The organism is Mycobacterium sp. 012931, from assembly GCF_000419295.1.
Taxonomy (GTDB): domain Bacteria; phylum Actinomycetota; class Actinomycetes; order Mycobacteriales; family Mycobacteriaceae; genus Mycobacterium; species Mycobacterium marinum.
In genome coordinates, this window is the sequence record NZ_AOPX01000001.1 from 5053023 (window position 1) to 5077482 (window position 24460).

22 protein-coding genes and 1 pseudogene are annotated in these 24460 nt (G+C 67.3%); 10 read left to right on the plus strand and 13 right to left on the minus strand.

Annotated features, from left to right (window positions below; all coding sequences use genetic code 11):
• Positions 1–6: 6 nt before the first annotated feature.
• On the minus strand, positions 7–1419 hold the full coding sequence (locus MMSP_RS22140; RefSeq protein ID WP_020788425.1) for an NAD(P)H-quinone dehydrogenase: 1413 nt from the start codon (positions 1417–1419) through the stop codon (positions 7–9).
• Positions 1420–1560: 141 nt separating this feature from the next.
• Between MMSP_RS22140 and MMSP_RS22145 the strand changes: the two genes are divergently transcribed.
• Positions 1561–2040: a gamma-glutamylcyclotransferase gene (locus MMSP_RS22145; protein ID WP_011740604.1), complete on the plus strand. Its 480-nt coding sequence runs from the start codon at positions 1561–1563 to the stop codon at positions 2038–2040.
• 91 nt (positions 2041–2131) lie between these two features.
• Here MMSP_RS22145 and MMSP_RS22150 read toward each other — a convergent pair whose 3' ends face one another.
• From MMSP_RS22150 to MMSP_RS22160, 3 genes are all read right to left on the minus strand, one after another.
• A complete protein-coding gene (locus MMSP_RS22150) occupies positions 2132–3019 on the minus strand; it encodes a hypothetical protein (RefSeq protein WP_036427484.1) in 888 nt (295 codons plus the stop codon).
• 111 nt (positions 3020–3130) lie between these two features.
• Complete coding sequence (locus MMSP_RS22155) at positions 3131–4300, minus strand: amidohydrolase (protein WP_012393100.1); 1170 nt, start codon at positions 4298–4300, stop codon at positions 3131–3133.
• Positions 4297–5478 carry a M20 family metallopeptidase gene (locus MMSP_RS22160; protein ID WP_015354803.1) on the minus strand — a complete coding sequence of 394 codons (1182 nt, stop codon included), beginning with the start codon at positions 5476–5478 and terminating at the stop codon, positions 4297–4299. The genes MMSP_RS22155 and MMSP_RS22160 overlap by 4 nt, the downstream gene beginning before the upstream one ends.
• A gap of 82 nt (positions 5479–5560) precedes the next feature.
• On the opposite strand from MMSP_RS22160, the gene MMSP_RS22165 reads away from it, so the two are divergent.
• Complete coding sequence (locus tag MMSP_RS22165) at positions 5561–6382, plus strand: purine-nucleoside phosphorylase (RefSeq protein ID WP_015354802.1); 822 nt, start codon at positions 5561–5563, stop codon at positions 6380–6382.
• Positions 6372–7952 (plus strand): phospho-sugar mutase, encoded by a 1581-nt coding sequence (locus MMSP_RS22170; RefSeq protein WP_020788427.1) that lies wholly within the window; start codon positions 6372–6374, stop codon positions 7950–7952. Before MMSP_RS22165 ends, MMSP_RS22170 begins: the two co-directional genes overlap by 11 nt.
• Before the next feature lies 1 nt (position 7953).
• Here the strand turns inward: MMSP_RS22170 and upp are convergent, their stop codons facing one another.
• Positions 7954–8577 carry a uracil phosphoribosyltransferase gene (upp, locus tag MMSP_RS22175; protein WP_020788428.1) on the minus strand — a complete coding sequence of 208 codons (624 nt, stop codon included), beginning with the start codon at positions 8575–8577 and terminating at the stop codon, positions 7954–7956.
• A 91-nt stretch (positions 8578–8668) separates the two neighbouring features.
• On the opposite strand from upp, the gene MMSP_RS22180 reads away from it, so the two are divergent.
• Both MMSP_RS22180 and MMSP_RS22185 read left to right on the plus strand, forming a co-directional pair.
• Positions 8669–9556 carry an alkaline phosphatase family protein gene (locus tag MMSP_RS22180; RefSeq protein ID WP_085981831.1) on the plus strand — a complete coding sequence of 296 codons (888 nt, stop codon included), beginning with the start codon at positions 8669–8671 and terminating at the stop codon, positions 9554–9556.
• A gap of 48 nt (positions 9557–9604) precedes the next feature.
• On the plus strand, positions 9605–10930 hold the full coding sequence (locus MMSP_RS22185; RefSeq protein ID WP_036426868.1) for a hypothetical protein: 1326 nt from the start codon (positions 9605–9607) through the stop codon (positions 10928–10930).
• Between the two features lie 88 nt (positions 10931–11018).
• Here MMSP_RS22185 and MMSP_RS22190 read toward each other — a convergent pair whose 3' ends face one another.
• Positions 11019–11915 (minus strand): alpha/beta fold hydrolase, encoded by an 897-nt coding sequence (locus tag MMSP_RS22190; protein ID WP_020788431.1) that lies wholly within the window; start codon positions 11913–11915, stop codon positions 11019–11021.
• Positions 11916–12041: 126 nt separating this feature from the next.
• Between MMSP_RS22190 and MMSP_RS22195 the strand changes: the two genes are divergently transcribed.
• Together MMSP_RS22195 and MMSP_RS22200 are read left to right on the plus strand one after the other, a co-directional pair.
• On the plus strand, positions 12042–13316 hold the full coding sequence (locus MMSP_RS22195) for an HNH endonuclease signature motif containing protein (protein ID WP_369797335.1): 1275 nt from the start codon (positions 12042–12044) through the stop codon (positions 13314–13316).
• Between the two features lie 275 nt (positions 13317–13591).
• Complete coding sequence (locus tag MMSP_RS22200; RefSeq protein ID WP_036426869.1) at positions 13592–15118, plus strand: NCS1 family nucleobase:cation symporter-1; 1527 nt, start codon at positions 13592–13594, stop codon at positions 15116–15118.
• Here MMSP_RS22200 and puuE read toward each other — a convergent pair.
• From puuE to MMSP_RS29000, 4 genes are read right to left on the minus strand one after another with little or no spacing between them, the layout of a single operon-like run.
• Positions 15097–15987, minus strand: a complete 891-nt coding sequence (gene puuE, locus MMSP_RS22205) for an allantoinase PuuE (RefSeq protein WP_085979794.1) — start codon at positions 15985–15987, stop codon at positions 15097–15099. The two genes, MMSP_RS22200 and puuE, sit on opposite strands and share 22 nt — an antisense overlap.
• Before the next feature lie 17 nt (positions 15988–16004).
• Entirely contained in the window at positions 16005–16964 is a 960-nt protein-coding gene (gene alc / locus MMSP_RS22210; RefSeq protein ID WP_011740617.1) for an allantoicase, read from the minus strand.
• Positions 16961–18244, minus strand: coding sequence for an aldolase/citrate lyase family protein (locus tag MMSP_RS22215; RefSeq protein ID WP_020788435.1), 1284 nt, complete (start codon positions 18242–18244; stop codon positions 16961–16963). The genes alc and MMSP_RS22215 overlap by 4 nt, the downstream gene beginning before the upstream one ends.
• A gap of 58 nt (positions 18245–18302) precedes the next feature.
• Positions 18303–18545, minus strand: coding sequence for a hypothetical protein (locus MMSP_RS29000; RefSeq protein WP_015354792.1), 243 nt, complete (start codon positions 18543–18545; stop codon positions 18303–18305).
• Here MMSP_RS29000 and MMSP_RS26405 point away from each other — a divergent pair.
• Positions 18445–20555: pseudogene (locus tag MMSP_RS26405) on the plus strand (PE family protein). The gene MMSP_RS29000 and the pseudogene MMSP_RS26405 sit on opposite strands and share 101 nt — an antisense overlap.
• 8 nt (positions 20556–20563) lie before the next feature.
• On the opposite strand, the gene MMSP_RS22235 reads toward MMSP_RS26405, so the two are convergent.
• Genes MMSP_RS22235 through MMSP_RS22245 form a run of 3 tightly spaced genes read right to left on the minus strand, consistent with a single transcriptional unit; the run spans position 20564 to position 23345 of the window.
• The gene (locus MMSP_RS22235; protein WP_012393086.1) at positions 20564–21652 is read right to left on the minus strand and encodes an adenosine deaminase; all 1089 of its coding nucleotides are present in this window, start codon (positions 21650–21652) and stop codon (positions 20564–20566) included.
• Positions 21649–22950 carry a thymidine phosphorylase gene (locus tag MMSP_RS22240; RefSeq protein WP_020788438.1) on the minus strand — a complete coding sequence of 434 codons (1302 nt, stop codon included), beginning with the start codon at positions 22948–22950 and terminating at the stop codon, positions 21649–21651. The genes MMSP_RS22235 and MMSP_RS22240 overlap by 4 nt, the downstream gene beginning before the upstream one ends.
• Positions 22947–23345 carry a cytidine deaminase gene (locus tag MMSP_RS22245; RefSeq protein WP_012393084.1) on the minus strand — a complete coding sequence of 133 codons (399 nt, stop codon included), beginning with the start codon at positions 23343–23345 and terminating at the stop codon, positions 22947–22949. The genes MMSP_RS22240 and MMSP_RS22245 overlap by 4 nt, the downstream gene beginning before the upstream one ends.
• Positions 23346–23564: 219 nt before the next feature.
• On the opposite strand from MMSP_RS22245, the gene sdhC reads away from it, so the two are divergent.
• Positions 23565–23987 carry a succinate dehydrogenase, cytochrome b556 subunit gene (gene sdhC, locus MMSP_RS22250; protein ID WP_084472624.1) on the plus strand — a complete coding sequence of 141 codons (423 nt, stop codon included), beginning with the start codon at positions 23565–23567 and terminating at the stop codon, positions 23985–23987.
• A complete protein-coding gene (locus MMSP_RS22255; RefSeq protein WP_012393082.1) occupies positions 23984–24451 on the plus strand; it encodes a succinate dehydrogenase hydrophobic membrane anchor subunit in 468 nt (155 codons plus the stop codon). Before sdhC ends, MMSP_RS22255 begins: the two co-directional genes overlap by 4 nt.
• Positions 24452–24460 lie beyond the last annotated feature (9 nt).

Sequence of the window (24460 nt, forward strand, 5' to 3'; positions counted from 1 at the left end):
TGGGCTTCAGTCCAGATCATCGTGGGCCATCAGGCGGCGAGCGGCCTCGGTGATCGAACCCGATAACGACGGGTAAACGGCCAGTGTCTGGGCCAGCTCGTTGACCGTGATCCGGTTCTGCACCGCCACCGCGATCGGCAGGATCAGCTCGGATGCGATCGGCGCCACCACCACGCCGCCGATGACCACACCGGTGGACCGCCGGCAGAAGACCTTGACGAAACCGTGCCGCACCTCCGACATCTTGGCCCGGGCGTTGGTCCGCAACGGCAACATGATGGTGCGGGCAAGCACCGAACCGTTGTCGATCGCCGACTGCGGCACGCCGACGGCGGCGATCTCGGGCCTGGTGAACACCGTCGCCGCAACCGTGCGCAAACGGATCGGGCTCACGCCCTCGCCCAGCGCGTGGTACATCGCGATGCGGCCCTGCATCGCGGCGACCGAGGCCAGCGGCAGCAGGCCGGTGCAGTCACCCGCGGCGTAAATGCCGGGCACCGACGTGCGCGACACCCGGTCCACGTTCAGATAGTTGCCCGGGCCGAGCTCGATACCAACGCGCTCCAGGCCGAGGCCGCTGGTGTTGGGGATCGACCCGATCGTCATCAGCGCGTGGCTGCCCCCGACGGTGCGGCCGTCGGTCATGGTCACCAGAACCCCGTTTTCGGTGCGGGTGACGGACTGGGCGCGGGCGTTCTTGAACAGTCGGACGCCACGTTCGGCGAACGACTCCTCCAAGACCAGTGCGGCGTCGGCGTCCTCGTAGGGCAACACGTGATCCTGGCTGGCCACCACCGTGACCCGCACACCCAGCTCGGTGTAGGCGTCGACGAACTCCGCGCCCGTCACCCCCGAGCCCACCACGATCAGGTGCTGCGGCAACGCGTCCAGGTCGTAGAGCTGCCGCCAGGTCAGGATGCGCTCGCCGTCCGGTCGCGCCGACGGCAGGATCCGCGGGCTCGCTCCGGTGGCGATCAACACGACGTCGGCGTCGTGCTCGCTGGTGGTGCCGTCGGCGGCCGTCGCCTTGACGCGGTGGCGCAGGCCGGGTGCGGGGTCGAGCAGCTCGCCCTTGCCGGCGATCACGTGCACGCCCACGCTGAGCAGCTGGGCGGTGATGTCCGCCGACTGCGCCGCGGCCAGCTCCTTGACCCGGGCGTGGATCTTGGGCAACGAGATTTTCGCCTCGTCGAAGTCGATGAGGAAGCCCAGGTGAGGCGCTCTTCGCAGCTCGGTGCGCAGGCCGGTGGACGCGATGAACGTCTTGGACGGCACACAGTCGTCCAGAACGGCGGCACCACCGATACCGTCGGAGTCGATCACTGTGACTTGGGCTGATTCGGGGTGTGAGGTGGCGGCCACCAGCGCGGCTTCGTAACCGGCTGGGCCTCCACCGAGGATCACGATGCGGGTCACCACACGCAATAACCTAGCTTGAGGGGCTCAGAACTGCCTCGCGTGCCGCCGTGAGAGCCCGACCGGGCGCGCCTGAGCATGAAGAGCCAAGCATCACACCCAGGGATGAGCCGCATCCGTTTACGTGACGTTTAAGATTTCTGCGTGCCGCTCTACGCCGCGTACGGATCGAACATGCATCCCGATCAGATGCTCATGCGTGCACCCCACTCCCCGATGGCCGGAACCGGCTGGTTGCCCGGGTGGCGGCTGACCTTCGGCGGCGAGGACATCGGCTGGGAAGGAGCCCTGGCCACCGTCGTCGAGGATCCCGACTCCAAGGTGTTCGTGGTGCTCTACGACATGACACCGGCCGACGAGAAGAACCTCGACCACTGGGAGGGCTCGGAGTTCGGCATCCACCAGAAGATCCGCTGCCGGGTGGAGCGATTGTCCTCGGACACCACCACCGATCCCGTCCTGGCCTGGCTGTATGTGCTCGACGCCTGGGAGGGCGGTCTGCCGTCGGCGCGCTACCTGGGCGTGATGGCCGATGCCGCCGAGATCGCGGGCGCACCAAGCGATTATGTGCACGATTTGCGTACCCGGCCGGCCCGCAACATCGGCCCGGGGACCGGAACCTAGCCGGGGGTTGCGTCACCCTCTGCCGCGAGGGTGCGTGTCTGCACGCCGACACGCCGTTGCGGCCGGCAATTTGGGCACCCTCGCGAGCCCATCAGGCGGCCTGAGCCCGGGCCAGCGCCCCGGCCAGCCGCTGAACAAGTTCGGCCGGCCGATGCCTGACATCGCCGGCCACGATGGGCACTATCACCCACCCCAACTCCTGCAGCGCCGCACTGCGCCGTCGATCCCACAGGAACGCTTGCGGCCCGCTATGCCAGTCGACGCCGTCGTACTCTGCCGCGACCCGCAGACCCGGCCACGCGAAATCCAGTCGCCAGCGCCGGCCGTCGGAGCCGACCAGCTCGTATTGCAGCACTGGCGCGGGTAGTCCGCCTTCGATCATCACCAGCCGGGTCTCGCTCTCCATCGGCGACTCCGCCAGCGGACTCGCCAAGGCGAGCAACTCGCGCACGGCCACGACGCCGCGCCGGCCGGATTGCAGACAGACCGCTCGGTCGAGGTCGTCACGGTCGCATGTCCCGCTGCGCAGGGCGGCGTCCAGTGTCGCCAACGCTCGCGGCCGACGCAGCCCCCGGGCGACCTCTATCGCCGTCCACGCCGGCGTCGTGAGTTCTCGCCCCGCGAGGCGAGTCAACGGTGCACCGGCGCGCCGGTGCACGGTCAGGCCGTCGGTGGATCGCAATTGCCGCCCCTCGGGATTGAGCACATGCAGATCCCCGGTTTGCTCGGTGTCAAAGCCGTAGGCCGCGGCGGCGGTCCCCAGGCATGCGGCGACCGGTGTGCCGACTGCCAGGTCCACTCCGCGCAGCCGCAGCCCACTGGTCAACTCACCGCGGCCATAAATGCCATGCCAAACTCTGCTCAGTACCCCGCTTTTCAGGTCGGCTTCCAGCCCGCGCCGGGTCAGGAACGTCAGTACCTGGGCGGACGTCGCCACCCCGCCTTGGGCGTCGAGCAACCGGGCGAGCTCTGCGTGCATGGGGCCATCGTCGAGGCGCAACTGACGGGCCCACAATTCACCACGACGAGCGTGCGCATAATGCCGGCAATACCGGCGTGTCGTTGTCCAGACACGCACCCTCGCGAGCGGTTAGAACGCCGCAGCCTGCTCGATGATGTTGACCATCACGCGCACGCCGATCCCCAGTGCCCGCTCATCGAGGTCAAACGTCGGCTGATGTAGGTCCAGCTGCGGTCCGTCGCCGGACCAAACTCCCAGACGCCCCATGGCACCCGGGACCTCTTCGAGGTACCAGGAGAAGTCCTCGCCGCCGCCTGACTGGCGGGTATCGGCCAGCGCATCCGGGCTGACGGCTTCGATGGCGTGGGTGAGGATGTGGGTCGAGACTTCCTCGTTGACCACAGGTGGAACGCCGCGCCGGTATTGCAGCGTGTGCTCGATCGCCAAGGGCGACAGCAGCGCAGTGATGGACTCACGGATGATCTCTTCCAGATCGATCCAGGTCTGCCGGCTGGCGGTGCGAACGGTGCCGGCCAACACGCCGGTTTGCGGAATGGCGTTGGCCGCCACGCCCGCGTTGACCGCCCCCCAGACCAGGACGGTGCTGTTACGGGGGTCGACGCGCCGCGACAGCACGCCGGGCAGCCCGGTGATCAGCGTGCCCAGCCCGTAGACCAGGTCGGCGGTCAGGTGTGGCCGCGACGTGTGCCCACCGGGTGAATACAGCGTGATCTCGATATGGTCGGCCGCCGAGGTGATAGGCCCCTGCCGCACCGCAACCCTGCCCACCTCGAGCCGGGGATCGCAGTGCAGGGCAAAGATCCGTGACACCCCGGTCAGTGCTCCGGCCGCGATCGCGTCGATGGCGCCGCCGGGCATCAGCTCCTCGGCGGCCTGGAATATCAGACGCACCCCGACCGGCAGCTCCGGCACCGTCGCCAACGCCAGCGCGGTACCCAGCAGAATCGCGGTGTGGCCGTCGTGCCCGCAGGCGTGGGCGATGTTGGGCATCGTCGAGGCGTACGGCGCACCGGTGCGCTCGGCCATCGGCAGCGCGTCCATGTCGGCACGCAGCGCGATCCTGGGCTGATGCTCGGGACCGAAATCGCAGGTCAGTCCCGTCCCGCCGGGCAATATCTTGGGGTTGAGCCCGGCGTCGGCCAGCCGTTCGGCGACAAACTGGGTGGTGGCGAACTCCTGGCGGCCCAGCTCCGGATAGCGATGGATGTGCCGGCGCCAGCCGACCAGGTCGTCATAGTGCGCGGCCAGCCAGGATTCAGCGGTGTCGACAAGGCTCATGACGCCGCCCTGCGCTGCTGGGCGGCCAGCACTCGGTCCCGCTGGTCCGGATTCTCGGCCAGCGCGACCGCGGTGCGCGCCAGCATGATTGCGCCGTCGACGACCGCTTGGTCAGCGCTGTGACCGGCCGCGGCGGCCGCGAAGGCGCGCTGGTGCACCGTGGCCCCGCCGGCGTCGACACCGATCACCGGATGGATGCCCGGCAGCACCTGTGTCACGTTGCCCATGTCGGTGCTGCCCAGCGGCAGCCCCTCCTCGACGCTGGCCGGCACCGGGGTGCGCCCAAGCCGAAGCATCTCTTCTCGACACACCTCGACCAGCCAGTGGTCGGGTTTCAATTCCGCATATGCGGGTGCGGCCGCATCGATGTCGTATTCACATCCGGCGGCCAGCGCCCCCGCCGCAAAGCAAGCAAACATCCTGCCCTCCAAGTCGCGCAGCGATTCCGACTCGACCGCGCGCATCGCGTACTGCATCATCGCGTGCCCGGGAATTACGTTGACCGCCTGACCTCCGTCGATAACGATTCCATGGGTCATCTGCCCCGGCGCCAGTTGCTGCCGCAGCAATCCGATTGCCACCTGCGCAATGGTTAGGGCGTCGGCAGCATTGACCCCCAGGTGCGGCGCCACGGCGGCGTGTGATTCCTTACCCCGGTAACGCACGGTGACCTCGGACAACGCCAGGGATCGAGCGCCGGCGATGTCCGTGGGCCCCGGATGCACCATCAGGGCCAGCGTGATGTCGTCGAATACCCCGGCGTCCAACATCAGTGCCTTGCCACCGCCGGACTCCTCGGCCGGCGTGCCCAGCAATGCGACCGTCAGACCGAGATCGTCGGCGACTTCGACCAGGGCCAGCGCGGTCCCCACCGCCGATGCCGCAATGATGTTGTGCCCGCAGGCGTGCCCGATTTCGGGCAGCGCGTCATATTCGGCGCAAATTCCCACCACCAGCGGTCCATCGCCGAAATCGGCCCGAAATGCGGTGTCCAGCCCCGCGGCGGCCCGGGTGATCTCGAAGCCACGTTCGGCCACCAGCGCCTGTGTCTTGGCACAGCTGCGGTGCTCGGCGAAGGCCAACTCCGGCTCGGCGTGGATCGCGTGGGAGAGCTCGACCAGATCACCGGCACGCCGTCGCACCAACTCTTCGACGGTGTCCAAGACGAGTGCGGGCATTCTGGCAGTATCTCATCGACGCGCGCCCGGCCCCGCACAACAGCCATCTCAACGCCCGGCCACACTCGCTAGGCTCCCCAGTGTGACTGGCCCCCAGCCCGATCCCGACGAACTCGCACGCCGCGCGGCCCAGGTCATCGGCGAGCGCACCGGGATCGCTGAGCATGACGTCGCGGTAGTTCTCGGATCCGGATGGTCGGCGGCCATCGCCGCGCTGGGATCCCCGACCGCCGTGCTGGCGCAGACCGAAGTTCCCGGGTTTACCCCGCCGAGCGCGGCCGGGCACGCGGGCGAGCTGCTGTCGGTGCCCGTCGGCGATCACCGGGTGCTGGTACTGGCGGGCCGCATTCACGCCTACGAGGGGCATGACCTGCGCCATGTGGTGCACCCGGTGCGAACGGCGTGCGCGGCGGGCGCGCGGACCGTGGTGCTGACCAACGCGGCCGGCGGGTTGCGACCGGACATGCAGGTCGGCCAGCCGGTGTTGATCAGCGACCACCTGAACCTGACCGCGCGATCGCCACTGGTCGGGGCGCAGTTCGTGGATCTGACCGACGCCTACTCGGCGCGGCTGCGCGCGGTCGCCCGGCAAGCCGACCCCGAGTTGGCCGAAGGCGTGTACGCCGGCCTGCCGGGGCCGCATTACGAGACACCCGCCGAGATCCGCATGCTGCGGGTGTTGGGCGCCGACCTGGTCGGCATGTCGACGGTGCACGAGACCATTGCCGCCCGCGCGGCGGGGGCCGAGGTGCTCGGTGTTTCGCTGGTGACCAACCTGGCCGCCGGGATCACCGGTGAGCCGCTGAGCCACGCCGAGGTGCTTGCGGCGGGCGCCGCGTCGGCGGCGCGGATCGGCTCACTGCTAGCCACCGTCATCGCCGGGTTGCGCAACAGTGACGCCTGAGGAGTGGATCGCGCACGATCCTGACCCGGTGACCGCCGCCGAGCTGGCGGCCTGTGACGCCCAAGAACTTGCCGCACGGTTCGCCCGGCCGCTGGCCTTCGGCACTGCCGGGCTGCGCGGACCGGTGCGCGGCGGGCCGGACGCGATGAACCTCGCGGTGGTGTTGCGCGCCACCTGGGCGGTGGCACGGGTGCTCGCCGAGCAGACCCCGGCGGGGCCCGCGACAGTGATCGTCGGACGTGATGCTCGTCACGGCTCGGCGTCTTTCGCCACTGCGACAGCCGAAGTACTTGCCGCCGAAGGATTCCAGGTGGTGCTGCTGCCCGAGCCGCTACCCACACCGATAGTCGCGTTCGCCGTACGTCACAGCGGCGCGGTGGCCGGCATCCAGATCACGGCGTCACACAACCCGGCCACCGATAATGGCTACAAGGTCTACCTCGATGGCGGAATCCAGATCATCTCCCCCACCGACCGCAAGATCGAGGCCGCGATGGCCGCCGCTCCGCCGGCCGACCAGATCGCCCGCAAACCCGTCACACCCGCTCGCACCGATCTGGTTGAGCACTACATCGCGCGTGCGGCCGGGATCCGCCGTTGCGCCGGTTCGGTGCGAGTCGCCCTGACCCCGATGCACGGGGCGGGCGGCACGGTTGCCGTGGCGACGCTGCGTCGGGCCGGCTTCACCGACGTGCATACCGTCGCGACACAGTTCGAGCCCGATCCGGACTTTCCCACCGTCGCATTCCCGAACCCGGAGGAGCCGGGCGCGACCGATGCGCTGTTGGAGCTGGCCGCCGGCGTGCGGGCGGACGTGGCAATCGCACTGGACCCCGACGCCGACCGATGCGCGGTCGCGATACCGACGTCCTCCGGCTGGCGAATGCTATCGGGCGATGAAACCGGTTGGCTGCTGGGCGATTACATCCTCTCGAAGCAACCGCCTGGCGACTGGATCGTGGCCAGCACGCTGGTCTCGTCGCGGATGCTGGCCGCTATCGCCGCGGACTACGGCGTGGTCCACGTGCAGACCCTCACCGGCTTCAAATGGCTGGCCCGCGCCGATGCCGACCGGCCCGGCACCCTGGTGTACGCCTACGAGGAGGCGATCGGGCACTGTGTGGACCCCACCGCCGTGCGGGACAAAGACGGCATCAGCGCCGCCGTCTTGACGTGCGATCTGGTGGCCAGCCTCGAGCGGCAGGGCCGATCGGTTCCCGATGTCCTCGACGACCTCGCCCACCGGTACGGAGTCCACGAGGTTGGCGCGGTAGCGCGCCGGGTTGCCGATGCCGACCAGGCCGCGGCACTGATGCGTCGGCTGCGTGAATCCCCGCCGGATCGGCTCGCCGGTTTCACCGCAACCGTGACCGACATCACCGACGCGCTGATCTTCGCCGGCGGGGACGACCGCACCTCGGTGCGAGTGGTCGTGCGGCCGTCGGGCACCGAACCGAAACTGAAGTGCTACATCGAAGTTCGGTGCGAAGTAGCCGGCGACTTGGCGGCCACCCGTCAACGGGCCCAGGAGCTGCGTCGTGAGCTGGCTTCCACGGTCAGCGGTTGGTAGTTCAGCGCGGACCGAATTGGCGGTCGCCCGCATCGCCGAGCCCGGGCACGATATACGCCTCCTCGTTGAGCCCGTCATCGATGGCTACCGTGAACAGCCACGCGTTCGGTGCCGCCTTCTCGAGCGCCGAGACGCCTTGCGGCGCCGCCACCACGCACAGCACCGTGATGTCCGTCGCACCGCGGGACAACAACAAGTCGACGGTAAAGGTCATCGATCCGCCGGTGGCCAGCATCGGGTCCAACACCATTACGGGTAGCCCGGACAAGTCGTCGGGCAGCGATTCAAGATATGGGACGGGCTGGTGGGTCTGCTCATTGCGGGCGATACCGACAAAGCCGACCCGCGCCTCCGGCAGCGCCGCATGCGCTTCGTCGACCATGCCCAGTCCGGCGCGCAGCACCGGAACCAGAAGCGGGGGGTTGGCCAGTCTTAGGCCTGTCGTGGCCGCAAGCGGTGTACGGATAGCGACGGATTCGGTGGGCGCTGCGCGGGTCGCCTCATAGACCAGTACCAGTGTCAGCTCACGCAAGGCCTGGCGGAAAGCAGCGTTTCCGGTGCGTTCGTCACGCAGCGCGGTCAGGCGGGCCGCCGCCAGCGGGTGATCAATGACGTGGACTTCCACATGGGTGACCCTATATAACAATCGGATTCAAGCCGCTGACACGCTCCCCCTTCTCGCGGCGCCGAGGCCGAGCCGCCCATATACTCCGGGCGTGTGTGGCCTGAAACAGCATTTTACCAGTACATTTCGAGCTCTGGCGGTGCTCGGCGCGGTGGCGGTATCCCTACCGGCCCACGGTAGCGACGCTCCCCCGCGTATCGACCTGACCGCCACTGCGTTGCCGGCGTTCTCACATGTGGTGGTCGTGGTGGAGGAGAACCATTCGCAGGCCAACATCATTGGCAACAAGGCGGCCCCGTTCATCAATGCGCTGGCCGCCAATGGTGCGATGATGTCGCAGTCGTTCGCCGAAACGCACCCCAGCGAACCCAACTACCTGGCCTTGTTCGCCGGTACCACCTTCGGCTTGAAGAAGAACACGTGTCCGGTCAATGCGGGCAGCACGCCCAACCTGGCTTCGGAGTTGCTCGCCGCGGGCCACACGTTCGTAGGTTTCGCCGAGAGCCTGCCCGAAGTCGGTTCGACGGTCTGCAGCGCCGGAAAGTACGGGCGCAAGCATGCGCCTTGGGTGAACTTCAGCAATGTTCCGGCCACGCTGTCGATGCCCTTCTCCGCGTTTCCGACGCCGGCGGACTACGCCAGGCTGCCCACGGTGTCCTTCGTCATCCCCAACGGGGATAACAACATGCACGACGGCACCATCGCGGCAGCTGACGAGTGGTTGAACCGTCAACTGTCGCCGTACGCCAACTGGGCCCGATCCAACAACAGCCTGCTGATCGTGACGTGGGATGAGGACGACGGCGGCAGCCGCAACCAGATTCCCACGGTGTTCTACGGCGCACACGTACGGCCGGGCACTTACAACCAGACCATCAGCCACTACAACGTGCTTTCCACGCTGGAGCAGATGTACGGCTTGCCCAAGACGGGTTTCGCGGCGAACGCCCCGGTCATCGCTGATATCTGGGGCGGCTAACCACTACCGGGCCGGGCCCGCCGGCGGGCCGTCGCTATTCTGTGCCGCATGGCTGCTGACCTCGTGCCCATTCGCCTGAGCCTGTCCGATGGTGACCACTACACGCTGTGGGCACCGCGCTGGCGTGACTCCGGGGACGAGTGGGAGGCGTTCCTGGGCAAGGACGAGGACCTCTACGTCTTCGACAGCGTCGCGGACCTGGTCGCATTCGTACGCACCGACACCGACAACGACCTGGTTGATCACCCGGGGTGGCAGGACCTGACGGAGGCCCACGCCCACAACTTCGATCCGGCCGACGACAAGAAGTTCGATCTGGTCATCGTCGAGGAGCTGGTGGCCGAAAAGCCGACCGAGGAATCGGTGAACGCGATGGCCGCAACCCTGGCGATCGTGTCGTCGATCGGATCGGTCTGCGAGCTGACGGCGGTTTCGAAGTTCTTCAACGGCAATCCCACGCTGGGCACCGTGTCGGGCGGCATCGATTACTTCTCCGGTAAAGCCGGCCAGAAACGCTGGAACGCGATCGCCGAGATCATCGCTCGCAGCTGGGACGACGTGCTCAAGGCGATCGAAGAAGTCGTCAGTACCCCTGAGGTTGACGAGAAGCTATCCGCCAAGGCCGCCGAGGAATTGGAAGAGGAGCCCGAGGAGCCCGAAGAGGACGAGGGCGCAGCCGGCGAGGACGACGAGGCCAGCGCTGACTCCGCGGATGAGGACGACGAGGACGAGGCCGCCGAGGACGAAGACGAGGAAGACGAGGAAGACGAGGAAGACTCCGTCGAAGAAGACCGCGCCGCCGGCGACACCGTCGTGCTGGGCGGCGACGAGGATTTCTGGCTGAAGGTGGGGATTGACCCGATCCGGATCATGACCGGCGCGGGCAACCTCTACACGCTTCGTTGCTACCTGGACGATCGCCCGATCTTCCTGGGCCGCAACGGCCGGATCAGCGTCTTCAGCTCCGAGCGGGCGCTCGCGCGCTATCTTGCCGACGAGCATGATCACGATCTGTCGGATTTGGCCACCTACGACGACATCCGCACCGCCGCCACGGACGGCTCACTGGCGGTGGATGTGACCGACGAAAACATCTATGTGTTGACCGGGCTGGCCGACGATTTCGCCGACGGACCCGAGGCGGTGGATCATGACCAGCTCGACCTGGCCGTCGAATTGCTCCGCGACATCGGCGACTACTCCGAGGAAGGCACCGTCGACAAGGCGCTCAACCCGGCCAAGCCGCTGGGCAAGTTGGTGGCCTACGTGTTGGACCCCGATTCGGGCAGCAAGCCGGCGGCTCCGTATGCGAAAGCGGTGCGCGAGTGGGAACAGTTGGAGCGGTTCGTGGAGTCGCGGCTAAGGCGCGAATAGCGCCGCCAGCCGGCGACGACATATAACCAAAGCGTCGCGGCTAAGGCGCGAACAGCGTCGCGGCTAAGGCGCGAACAGCGTCGCGAGCTCAGATGTCGGCGGCGCAGGCAGCGAAAATCGCATCCCAGTCCTCGACGTTGAAATGGCCCTTGCCGGCGGCCCAATGCAACTCGACGTTGGGGATCACACGCTCGAGGTACTCCCCCATCTCGCGCGGCACGAAGCTGTCGTGGGTGCCCAGCCAGATATGGGTGGGCACGTCCACCTCACTGGGGTCGAACTCCCACGGCCGATACTCGAGAAACGCTTCGTATGCGGCACCCCGGCTGCCTTGCCGAAACGCCTCGAGCTGCACCGCCTGGAAGTGTTGGACGAAGCGTTTGTCACGCATCCGGTGCTTGTCGACCGCGGGTACCGAAGCGGTTATCAGCTTGGTGAACAGTCCGGGTGCGTACTTTGCACACCAACCGAGCGGGGCGAACAGGGCGTGAAACAACCGCGGCCCATGTTGGGCCAGACGGGCGTAGGACCGGTCCGCCAAATTGAGGCTACCCATGATTTCCGGCGTCGCCAGCGGCCCCCAGGGGCCGAGTGCGCCGATGAACGCCAGACGCGAGAGGGCAATCCGGGCACCGCAGGCGAACAGGTGCGGTCCCGCCCCCGAATGACCCACCACGCCGAACTTGTCCAACCCCAACGCGTCGGCCAAAGCGCAGACGTCTGCCGGCCAGTCCCGCAATGTGCGGCCCTCTTGGAACGTCGATCGCCCGTAGCCGGGCCGGTCGACGGCGATGAGCCGAAACCGGGCACGCCGCGCGGCGCCGTCGGCGAAGGCTCCTTCCAGCCGCGAGCTGGGTGTGCCGTGAAAGTAGAACGTCGGGTATCCGGTGGGGTCGCCCCATTCGAGGCAGGCAAGTTCGCGCCCATCGGGCAAGGTGACCACGTTGGCCTCGTCGGCGCGAATGTCTTCCGGCAAGGTCTGCATCAGGCGCGCGCCGCCCCGGCGGGGGCGGTGACCCGGTTGCGCAGCACACGAGCGATGGTAGGCCGCGATGTGCGTGCTCAGGCGCTGCGCCCCACGGTGTCGGTGGACCAGCATATGATCGAACATGTGTTCGATATTGACGATTCCGTGCCCCTGACTCGGATCACCGCTGCCGCGCGGGCCGAGGCCCGGGCTGCCGCGGAACGCCTGGCGGCCATCGGCGATCTGTTCCGGTTGCGGCTGTCCCAGCACGGCAACCGCGAGGATTGGGTGGCCGACACCTGCGACGCGGTAGCGGCTGAGGTCGCCGCAGCGCTAAACACCAGCGTGGCGATGGGGCACAGCAACCTGCGTTATGCGCGGGCGATGCGTGAGCGGCTACCGCAGTTGGGTGCGGAGTTCCGGGCCGGCGGCATCGACTTTCGGCTGTTCCGCACGATTGTGTTTCGCACCGATCTGATCACCGACTCTGACGCCCTGGCGGCCGTGGACGCTCGACTGGCCATCAAGGCGCCCCGCTGGCCATCGATGACCAGTTGGAAGCTCGCGACAGAGGTCGATCGCGTGGTTGCAAAATTCGATCGCGACGCGGTACGCCGCTCGCGACGCGATGCCGCCGACCGGTATGTGGACTGCGCCCCGCTCGAGCCCGGGATGGCCTTGGTCAACGGCCAGGTCTTCTCGGCGACGGCCGAGGCGCTAGCGCGTCGCCTCGATGAACTCGCCAAGACAGTCTGTGCCGATGATCCGCGTACCGTCGTACAGCGGCGTGCGGACGCACTGGGCACGTTGGCCGCCGGTCAGGACCGGCTGATATGCGACTGCGGCAGGACGGACTGCCCGGCCGCGGGCGCTCCGCAACAACCCAGCCGAGTGGTGATTCACGTTGTTGCCGGTCGCGAGACGGTGGACGGGGCGGGCGAGGCGCCGGGAGTTCTTCCGAGCGACGGGATCATCCCCGCCGAGATCGTGCGCGAACTGGCCAAATCAGCCAAGCTCCAACCAATGTCGACGCCGATACTGGCCGAAACCGGATATGTACCGTCCCCGGCACTGATGGACTTTGTTCGCGCCCGCGACCTGACCTGCCGGGCTCCCGGCTGCGATCGACCCGCAACCCAGTGCGATGTCGATCACACAATCCCGTACAGCGACGGCGGAGCGACGCATCCGTCGAACCTGAAATGCCTCTGCCGCAAACATCATCTGCTCAAGACATTTTGGGGCTGGCACGACGAGCAGCTACCGGATGCAACTGTCATCTGGTCGTTGCCCGATGGGCAGACCTACGTCACCACGCCGGGCAGCGCATGGCTTCTCCCGGGACTATTCGCGCCCAGCCCAGAGCTGCCGCCCCCGCTCGGAAGCCGCAGGATCACTGCGGAAGCCGCGACGCGATGATGCCCAAACGCGCCCGAACTCGCGCCCAAAGCTCGGCCGCACGCATTGCGGCCGAACGCAACCACAACATGACTCGCCGCGAAGCCCGGCGACGGCGTTGGGAAGAGTGCTATTTCGGGCCGCGCGACGCATCGGCATCCGATGACGAGGAACCGCCACCCTTCTAACGCTGGACCCATCCGCCTCACGCGCAATAGGCACATAGCCCGCGCGAAATGTGACGGCAATACCTTGGAAATAGTGTCATGGGTTCATCGACGCCCGACGGAAGAGCCATGATCGACACCACCGCACCGCACAGTCCAGTGCATTCGCCGAGCCATGGAGCCGGACCCGCCAACATCAAGCCCGATTATCACCCTCGGCTGACCAACGACGACCTGGCGCCGCTGCGCGAGCAGACGTGGGGCACCTACAACATCTTCGCTTTCTGGATGTCAGACGTGCACAGCGTCGGGGGCTACGTGACGGCGGGGAGCCTGTTCGCGCTGGGACTGGCCAGCTGGCAGGTGTTGGTCTCACTGGTCATCGCGATCACCATCGTCTACTTCCTGTACAACCTGGTGGCGCGGCCCAGTCAGGCAACCGGCGTGCCGTATCCCGTCATCTGCCGGACCGCATTCGGCGTTCTCGGCGCGAACATCCCGGCAATCATCCGCGGGCTGATCGCGGTGGCTTGGTACGGAATCCAGACATACCTTGCTTCGGCCGCACTCGATGTGGTCATGATCAAGCTGTTTCCCGGCCTGGCCCGCTACGCCGTCGTCGAGGACTACGGATTCCTGGGGTTGCCGGCACTGGGCTGGGCCAGCTACTTGATTCTGTGGGTTCTGCAGGCATGCGTGTTCTGGCGCGGCATGGAGGCCATTCGCAAGTTCATCGACTTCTGCGGTCCTGCGGTATACGTCGTGATGTTCGCGCTGTCCGGATATCTCATCAGCAAGGCCGGTTGGGCTGCCATCGTTTTGAATCTCGGCGACGTGAGGTACTCCGGATGGGATGCGATACCGGTGATGTTGGGGGCCATCGCGCTGGTGGTGTCCTACTTCTCCGGCCCGATGCTCAATTTCGGCGACTTCTCCCGCTACGGACGCTCGTTCGGCGCGGTACGCAAGGGAAATTTCCTGGGGCTGCCGCTCAACTTCCTGCTGTTCTCGCTTCTGGTGGTGGTCACGGCCTCGCTCACCGTTCCGGTGTTCGGCGAACTGATCACCGACCCGGTGCAGACGGTGGCACGCATCGACTCCACCTTCGCGATCATTCTGAGCGCTTCGACATTCACCATCGCGACCATCGGCATCAATATCGTCGCCAACTTCATCTCCCCTGCGTTCGACTTCTCCAACGTCAACCCGCAGCGGATCAGCTGGCGAACCGGCGGGATGATCGCGGCGGTGGGGTCGGCGCTGATCACGCCGTGGAATCTGTACAACCACCCTGATGTCATCCACTACACGCTCGAGACCCTTGGCGCCTTCATCGGCCCACTGTTCGGCGTGCTGATCGCGGACTACTACCTGGTGCGCAAGCAACACGTCGTCGTCGACGACCTGTTCAGCCTCTCGCACGACGGAACCTACTGGTACCGCAAGGGATACAACCCCGCCGCGGTCATCGCCACGGCCGTGTCAGCGGCGATTGCCATGGTCCCGGTGTTGGCCAGCGATGTCTACGGCATGTACACCGCCGCGGAGTACAGCTGGTTCATCGGCTGCGGTGTCGCGCTAGTCGTCTACTACCTGTTGGCTACCCGCGGCCGGCTCGCCATAGCGCCGCCCTATCACCCGGTTGGCGCCGGATGAACCTCGCGCCAGTGCTCGGCGATCTCGACGCGCCGGGCCAGCCACACCCGATCGTGGGACCGCACATGGTCGAGGAAGCGCTGCAGGGCAGCCGTTCTGGCCGGGCGGCCGACCAGCCTGCAATGCAAACCGACGGATAGCATCTTCGGGCTGCCCGCACGCCCCTCGGCATACAGCACATCGAACGCGTCGCGCAGATGGGCGAAGAACTCATCGCCGTTGGAGAACCCCGCCGGTGAGGCGAATCGCATGTCGTTGGTATCCAGGGTGTACGGCACGACCAGGTGATCGCTGGCGCCGACCCGCACCCAGTACGGCAGGTCGTCGGCATACGAATCGGAGTCATAGAGGAAACCACCGTGTTCGACCACCAGCTCGCGGGTGTGCGGTGAGTCGCGACCGCCGTACCAACCGCGCGGCGCGGACCCGGTGAGCTCATGGTGGATTCGCACCGCCTCGGACAGGTGGGCCCGCTCGGTATCCCGGTCGATCTCTTGGTAGGACTTCCAACGCAGCCCATGGCAAGCAATTTCATGACCGAGCTCACGAAAAACCTTTGCCACCTCTGGGTTTCGCTGCATCGCCTGGGCGACGGCGAAAATGGTCAGCGGCACGCCGGATTGCTCGCAGACCCGCAGCACCCGCCACACGCCCGCCCGAGATCCGTATTCGTAGAGCGACTCCATGCTCATGTGCCGGTTCGGAAATGACTGTGCGGGCACGATCTCGGACAAGAAGGTCTCTGACCCCGAGTCGCCGTCGAGGACGCTGCTTTCGGCCCCCTCTTCGTAGTTCAGCACGAATTGCACCGCGATCAGCGCACCGCCGGGCCACTGGGGATCGGGCGGCGTGCGACCATACCCGGTCATATCCCGCGGATACCCGGTCACGCCAGGTCCCCGAACAGCCGCAGCCGCGATAGCCCGCCATCCGGATAGATCTCCAAACGAGCCTGATCCACAACATCTTTGGTGCTGACCAGAAACCGGTGCCGGGTGTCGGGCAAGAGGTTGGTGCGCGGTAGCAGCTCGATCCATTCGCCAGTGGGCTGCCGACCAACCACCGCCGCCGCGCCCGGACTATTCCCGACGAAATACGACGTGTCGATTTCGACCAGCCGCACCACGCCGGGGCCGGCCAGCTTGATCAGCACCCAGTCGTTGCCATCGTCACGACGCCGGGCAGTCTCCCAACCGTCACCCATGACTCGCGCCAGGCCCGGGAAGATGACGTGCTGCGGCGAGCTGTAGAAGCGGTTCGAGCAGTCCAGCACCAGCCCGCCATTTTCCAGCGCGGCCAGATCCAGCGGGCCGGCACCTAGGAACCGACGGTCGGGACGTCCCTCTCCGTGTACCCGCAACCGCGCCACGCCGCCGTCCGGATAGATGCTGAGCCGCACATGGGTCCAACGCTTTTCGGAGCTGACCACAAAGGGATTGTCGGCGTCACCGACCACCTTGGCACGGGCCACGATCGTTTCCCAGCCACCGTCGCTGGCCAGCTGCTCGGCCGGCGGATAACCGTCGACCGCTAACGCCTCGATCGAGACTTCGGGCGGGTAGTTGCCCTTGAACCACGCGGTGTCGACCACCACACCGCGGATCACACCCGGGACACCGAGTCGCACGATCGCCTGGTCGTGACCAGGCTCACGGCGACGGCGGGTCTCCCATCCGTCATAGACCTGGCCCTTGTGCCCAAAGGAAGCCGGGCGATAGCTTGCGGGGCCCGGATTGATCAGGTTCTCTTTTTCGGCGAACGACTCATCGTTGGCCCAAATCACCGCGCCGCCAAGCGGTCGCAGCGCCAGATCGGGCAGCCAGGTGAAGTCCGGGGTATCTGTCATGAAGGGTTGTACTCCTGCGGTATTCGCATTTTTAGGGCTCGCAGCACTGACTCAGTGGCGCCAGGTGCGGCGTCGCGCACCTGGTCGGCACTGAAGGCTCCACAATCAAGGCCACGCAGCACGACCGCCGCCAGTGCCTCCGCGGTGGCCGGCTCGTCGATGACACCACCACCGGCGCGCTCGAGATAAGCCTGCAGCCGCGGGGCGGCAACGCCCAGCTCCGCCCGGAAAAAGGTGAAGGTGGCAAGCCATCGGGTGACCAGGTGGCCGGGATGCATGTCCCATCCCTGGTAATAACCGCGTTCCAGCGACCGGGTGACCAACCGGTAGTGACTCCGAAACGCCTGCACCACTTGCTCTTCGGTTCCCTCAGGCACCACGTTGGTGGATCCGTCGGAGACCCGGACACCGGTCTGCGCGGCCGCGGCAAGCATCACCGCCTTGGCGTGGTCGGCCACCGGGTGATCGAGCGCCTGGTGCTGAGGTGCGATCCCGCACGCGGCACTGTAGTCGTAGGTGCCGTAGTGCAGGCCGGTGCAGCGGCGCTGCGACATGTGGATCGCTCGTGCGAGGGTAGCGGCGCCGTCCGGGCCGATGACTGCCTGCGGGCTCTCGATCTGCAATTCGAACTTCAGAGCGCCCGTCGGCAAGCCGTGCGCTGTTTCCAGGGCCTCACACAATTGCACCGCCGCGCCGACCTGGTCCCCGGCGCGAAGCTTGGGCACGGTGAAGACGAAACCGTCCGGAACACCACCCGCACCGTCGAGCACCAGCTCCAGTGTGCGTAGCGCCCGACGCCACTCGGAGCTGGTCAAGCCCTTGATCCGGACGCCGCAGACAGGCAGTCCCAGCGACCGCAACGTCTGTCCGGCGCGCACGGCGTCGTCGTCCTCCACGTCGTCACCGCGTATCCCGTACCCGTCCTCGAAGTCCAGCCGTAGGTCCTCGATGGGGCCGGCGGCCAGACGTCGCTGGACCAACCCAAGTGCCGCATCGTCGCCAAGTTCGCTCAATAGGTCGACATGGCGCTGCAGCAACGCGGCGGCGGCGGCACCCCACTGGGAAGGCGTCTGGGAGGTAGCTTCGGCGGCGCTGACGTACACGGTGTGCACCGGTTGCACGCCGGGGCCGTCGCCCGGGTAGCGAGCCGCCAACTCCTGGTCAACCTGCGCCAATACCGCATCGATGTGTGCGAGAGCCGGCGAGTCGACGGGTCTAGACCCCGATTTGGGGTTTTCGGTCGCTGCTGCCACCCGCCCATCATCACAGATGCCCCGCACCCGGCTGACAGCCAATGGCGGGCAAGCACGACGGGGCGTCCATGAATTGGACGGGGCTTCAGCAAATCATATGAATCACAATCGAAACGCCCGGATGCCACCATGCGCTGTCGATCTTGTTGATGGGGAATCCGACTTGGAGGGCAGCGATGGCGTTTGTGTTGGTGGCTCCGGAGATGGTGACGGCCGCGGCGTCGGATTTGGCGAATATCGGCTCGGCGATCAACACGGCCAATACCGCGGTCGCGGCACCCACCGCGGAGCTGCTGGCCGCCGGGACCGATGAGGTCTCCGAAGCCATCGCCTCGCTGTTTTCCGGCCACGCCCTGGACTATCAGAGCCTCGGCGCCCGGATGACAGCGTTTCACGATCAATTCGTGGCGGCCCTGACCGCGGGTGGCGGCCTGTACTCCAGCGCCGAGGCCGCCGCCGCCACGCCATTGCAAGACCTGCTCAATGTCGTCAACGCCCCCCACCCAAGCACTGTTGGGGCGCCCGCTGATCGGCGACGGCGCCGACGGAACCGCGCCAGGGCAGGCCGGCGGAGCCGGTGGACTGCTCTACGGCAACGGCGGTAACGGCGCCGCGGGCACCAACCCCGGAGTGGCCGGCGGGGCCGGCGGGGCGGCGGACAAGGCGGCGACGGCGGACCGGCGGGATTAGTCGGCGCGAGCGACGGCGGCGCCGGTGGCGATGGCGGGCGCGCCGGGTGGCTCAGTGGTAACGCCGGGGCCGGCGGGGCCGGCGGGGTCCTGGACAGTACCAGCCCCGTCTTTCCCGGCAACGGCGGCGCGGGTGGCAGCGGTGGTGCCGCCGGATTGTTCGGCGACGGCGCCGCCGGTGGCGCCGGCGGGGCCGGCAGGGCAAGCCAGACGTTTACCGGCGACGGCGGGGCCGGCGGGACCGGTGGCGCTGGCGGGTGGCTCTACGGCAACGGCGGCGCCGGCGGCAGCGGCGGTAATGGCGGCACCGGCAGCATCGGCGGGCTGATCGGCAATGGTGGCGCCGGCGGCGCCGGCAATACCAACCAAGTCTCGGGCTACAGCGGCAACGGCGGCAACGGCGGCAACGGCGGGGCGGCACAGCTGATCGGTGCCGGCGGTGGCGGCGGGGAGGGCGGGGTCGGCGGAACCGGGGCCGCGGGGGTGACCGGAAGCGCCGGCGCCAGCGGCGTGGGCGGACGACTGTACTCGGGCAACGGGATCCCCGACATCTTTGGCCGCCCACTAATCGACGACGGCGCCGACGGGGCACCGGGCACCGGGCAAGCCGGCGGCGACGGCGGCTGGGCAACGGCGGAACCGGCGGAACCGGCGGAGACGCCGTCGCCGGCTTGCCCGGTGTCAACGGCGGTAACGGCGGCAACGGCGGAGCCGGCGGAGCCGCCGGCTGGTGGGGCCGCGGGGGCATCGGCGGCCAAGGCGGCACCGGCGGAGAAGCTGGTGGCGGGACTGGAATCCATGCCGGAAATGGCGGCACCGGTGGCAACGGCGGAGGCGGCGGCTGGCTGTCCGGCGACGCCGGGGCCGGCGGGCAAGGCGGCGCCAGCGTGGCGTCAAACTACATCGCCGGCGGTGGCGGGGCGGGAGGCAATGGCGGTGCCGCCGGATTGTTCGGAGCCGGCGGGGCTGGTGGGACCGGCGGAACCGGCGGCAATGGCAACGCCCCCGCCGGTGGCGACGCCGGTCACGGTGGCCAGGGCGGCTACGGCGGTTGGTTGGCCAGCAGCGGAGGTGCCGGCGGGACCGGTGGTGTCGGCGGGTTGGGGGATTCCGCAAGCGGGACCGGTGGTAGTGGCGGTGGCGGCGGGGCCGCAAGGCTATTCGGCGACGGCGGAAGCGGCGGAAACGGCGGAGTAGGGGGGCCCGGCACCGTAGTGTTCGCCGGCGGCGGCGGCAGCGGCGGCACCGGCGGCGCCGCCGGATGGTTGATCGGCAACGGCGGGGCCGGCGGACAAGGTGGAGTAGCGGGTACCCCGGATGGGGTCGACGGTCTGCTCGGAGGCACTGGCGGAGCCGGCGGCACCGGCGGCACGGTCGGATGGCTCTACGGCTCCGGCGGTAGCGGCGGCGCGGGCGGAGCCGGAACGGCCAGCTTTTACCCGGGTAGCACCGGCGGCAACGGCGGAAACGGCGGAAACGGCGGAGCCGCACAGGTCATCGGCTCCGGCGGCTCCGGCGGAGCGGCGGGGACCGGCGGGGCCGGCGGGCCCGACAGTCCGCCCGACATCCCGGCCGGAAACGACGGACAGGACGGAGTCGGCGGTGCCGGCGGGTCCGGCGGACTGGTGTTCGGCAATTCCGGCGGGTAGCCGCCCGGCTAGCCGATCAGCACCGCGAACCGCGGCTTGATCACCTCGTCGATGATCTCCAGGCGCTCGTCAAAAGCAATGAACGCCGACTTCATGGCATTGATCGTGAAGCGTTGGATATCGCTCCACCCGTAGCCGAACGTCTCCACCAGGCGGTACATCTCCTGGCTCATCGATGTGTCGCTCATCAACCGGTTATCGGTGTTGACGGTGACCCGGAATCGGCTGCGGGCCAACAGGTCAAAGGGGTGCTCGGCGATGCTGGCCACCGCTCCGGTCTGGACGTTGGAGCTGGGGCACAGCTCCAACGGAATCCGCTTGTCCCGCAGGATTGCCGCCAGCCGGCCCAACTTCACATCGCCGTCGGGACCCACCTCGATGTCGTCGACGATCCGCACCCCATGACCCAACCGGTCCGCTCCGCAAAACGCGATCGCCTCGTGGATGGACGGCAGACCGAACGCCTCACCAGCATGAATCGTGAAGCGCGCGTTGTTGTCCCGCATGTACTCGAATGCGTCCAAGTGCCTCGACGGCGGGTAGCCGGCTTCCGCGCCGGCGATGTCGAAGCCCACTACCCCTTTGTCGCGGAACCGGATCGCCAGCTCGGCAATCTCGCGCGACATGGCCGCGTGTCGCATCGCGGTGACCAGCAGGCGCACCTTGATGGGACACCCGGCACCGGCACAGGCCCGTTCGCCGGCGGCAAAGCCCGCCAACACCGCGTCGACGATCTCGTCGAAGGTCAATCCCTGATTGATGTGTAGTTCTGGCGCAAAACGAATCTCGGCATAGACCACCGCGTCGGCGGCCAGATCTTCCACACACTCGTAGGCGACCCGATACAGCGCTTCGGGCGTCTGCATCACCGCGACGGTGTGCGAGAACGGCTCCAGGTAGCGCTCCAGCGAGCCGCTGTGCGACTGCGTGCGAAACCAACTCGCCAGCTCCCCGGCATCGGTGGAGGGCAAGCCGTCGTACCCGACCTGGCCGGCTATGTCGAGCACGGTTTCCGGACGTAACCCGCCGTCGAGGTGGTCATGCAGCAGGGCCTTGGGCGCCTGCCGGATTGCGTCTAGCGTCGGCATGTCTGTCATCGGCTGATCCGATCAATGATGAGAGGCCGAGTGGTCGGCGCGCTGTCAGCGACGTTGAAGCCGGCGGCCAGCTCGGCTACCGCGGCGCCGAACCGCTCGGGGGTGTCGGTATAGAGCGTGAACAAGGGCTCACCGGCCGCCACCGGCTCCCCCGGTCGCCGATGGATCCGAATGCCAGCGCCGTGCTGGACCCGTGCGCCGGGGCGGGACCTGCCCGCGCCGAGCCGCCATGCCGCCAACCCCACCGCCATCGCATCGATGTCGCCCATTGTGCCGCCGCGGCCGGCCCGGACGGTTTCCGAATGCGCACCAATCGGCAACGGTTTGGCCAACTCTCCCCCCTGGGCCGCGATCAGCCGGCGAAACCGGTCCATCGCGGAGCCGTCGCGCAGCGTCTCGGCCGGGTCGCGGCCATCGATCCCAACCAGGTCGAGCATCTCGGCTGCCAACCGCACCGTCAGTTCCACCACGTCGGGCGGCCCACCGCCGTCGAGCACCTCCAGCGCCTCGGCCACCTCGAGCGCATTGCCGACGGTCGAGCCCAACGGACAGTTCATGTCGGTCAGCAGCGCTCGGGTGGGCACGCCGTGTGCCGCGCCCAGCTCGACCATGGTGTGTGCCAATTCACGTGATTGGGTTTCGGATTTCAGAAACGCTCCCGAGCCGACCTTCACGTCCAGCACCAGCGCGCCCGCCCCCTCGGCCAGCTTCTTGCTCATGATCGAGCTGGCAATCAACGGCAGCGATTCCACGGTGCCGGTGATGTCGCGCAGCGCGTACAGCTTGGCATCGACGGGCGCCAGCTCACCAGCGGCGAAGATCGCGGCGCCGACATCGCAAAGCTGTTCACGCACCTGCTGGTTGGACAGCGTCGCGGTGAATCCACTGATGGATTCCAGTTTGTCCAGGGTGCCGCCGGTGTGGCCGAGCCCACGACCCGACGCCTGCGGGACAGTGCCCCCACAGGCGACGACGACAGGCACCAGCGGCAGCGTGATCTTGTCCCCCACCCCGCCGGTGGAGTGCTTGTCCACGGTCACCAACGGCGCACCGCCCGCGCGCAGATCGGAGAAGTCCAACCGCGGGCCCGACGCCAGCATCGCCGATGTCCACCGGGCGGTCTCACCTCGGTCCATGCCCTGCAAGACAATCGCCATCAGCAGCGCCGACATCTGTTCGGGCGCGACCCGGCCCTCGGTGTAGGCGTCGATCACCCAGTCGATAGCGGCATCGGACAGCCGACCGCCGTCACGCTTGATGCGGATCACCGTCGGTGCATCGAACTCGAAGTCGGTCAAGTTGGTTCCCCGGTGAGGTCGGCGTGGAAAGGTTCGGGCAGCAGATCGCCGAGCCGGCGAGGCCCGGCGAGATGGTCGACGAGCAGCTCCGGGCCACCGTGCTCGAACAACAGCTGGCGACACCGGCCGCACGGCATCAGCGGTGCTCCGCGGCCGTCGACACATGCCAGCGCGACCAGCCGACCCCCACCCGTGGCATGCAGGGCGCACACCACACCGCATTCCGCGCACAGGGCAAGCCCGTATGAGACATTTTCCACATTGCACCCGGTAACGACCCTGCCGTCGTCGACCAGCGCGGCGGCACCGACCGGGAACCGCGAATAGGGTGCATAAGCCCCGGCCGCAACCTGAGTTGCTTTGTCGCGCAATTGTTTCCAATCAATATCGGGCATTCCCAACCCCGCTCGACGATGGCCTGTTTCAGGTAAGTCACCCTAACTCCCGGTAGCCGACACATGATCTGGATCGCAGAGTGCGGTATCGCGCGCATCGCGGTCAAGATAAGCTCAATTGCCCGACAAGAGCTGTTCGACCGTGGTTTTGAGGGGCTTTTAGGGGTGCTTGAAGGGCTTGGAAGGGGTCAGTAAAAGGTGAGCACAACGGTGACAAGCGTGGATCCGGCCGCCGCGAAAAAGGCGCCGGGATCTTCCCGTAAAAGGCGACCGCCACGCACCCTGTATCGGGGCGATCCCGCAATGTGGTCGTGGGTGCTGCACCGCATCACCGGCGCCGCCATTTTCTTTTTCTTGTTTGTCCACGTTCTGGACACCGCCCTGGTGCGGGTGAGCCCACAGGCTTACAACTCGGTAATCGACACTTACAAGACACCGATCGTCGGCCTGATGGAATTCGGGCTGGTGATCGCGGTCTCCTACCACGCACTGAACGGGATCCGGATCATCTTGATCGACTTCTGGTCAGAGGGGCCGCGCTATCAGCGGCTGATGTTGGCGGTCGTCGGCGTGGCCTGGCTGCTGATCCTGGTGCCGTCGGCGGTGGTGCTGGGCATTCACATGGCGGAGCACTTCCTATGAGCGCCCCAGACCACCAGCTCGGCCGGGGCGAGCACGCTCCGGTGTTGCAGCGCAGCCACGACCGGCCCGCCAGCCTGGACAATCCACGTTCGCCGCGTCGCCGCGCCGGCATGCCCAACTTCGAGAAATACGCCTGGCTGTTCATGCGATTCTCCGGCGTAGTGCTGGTGTTCCTGGCGCTGGGGCACTTGTTCATCGGGCTGATGTGGGAAAACGGGGTCTACCGAATCGACTTCAACTACGTGGCGCAGCGCTGGTCGTCCCCCTTCTGGCAGACCTGGGATCTGCTGCTGTTGTGGCTGGCACAGTTGCACGGCGGCAACGGGCTGCGAGTCATCATCGACGACTACAGCCGCAAGGATTCCACTCGATTCTGGCTGAATTCGCTGCTGGTGGTGTCGATCGTGTTCACGCTGGCCCTAGGCAGCTACGTGCTGTTGACGTTCGACGCGAACATCTCCTGAAAGTCCAGA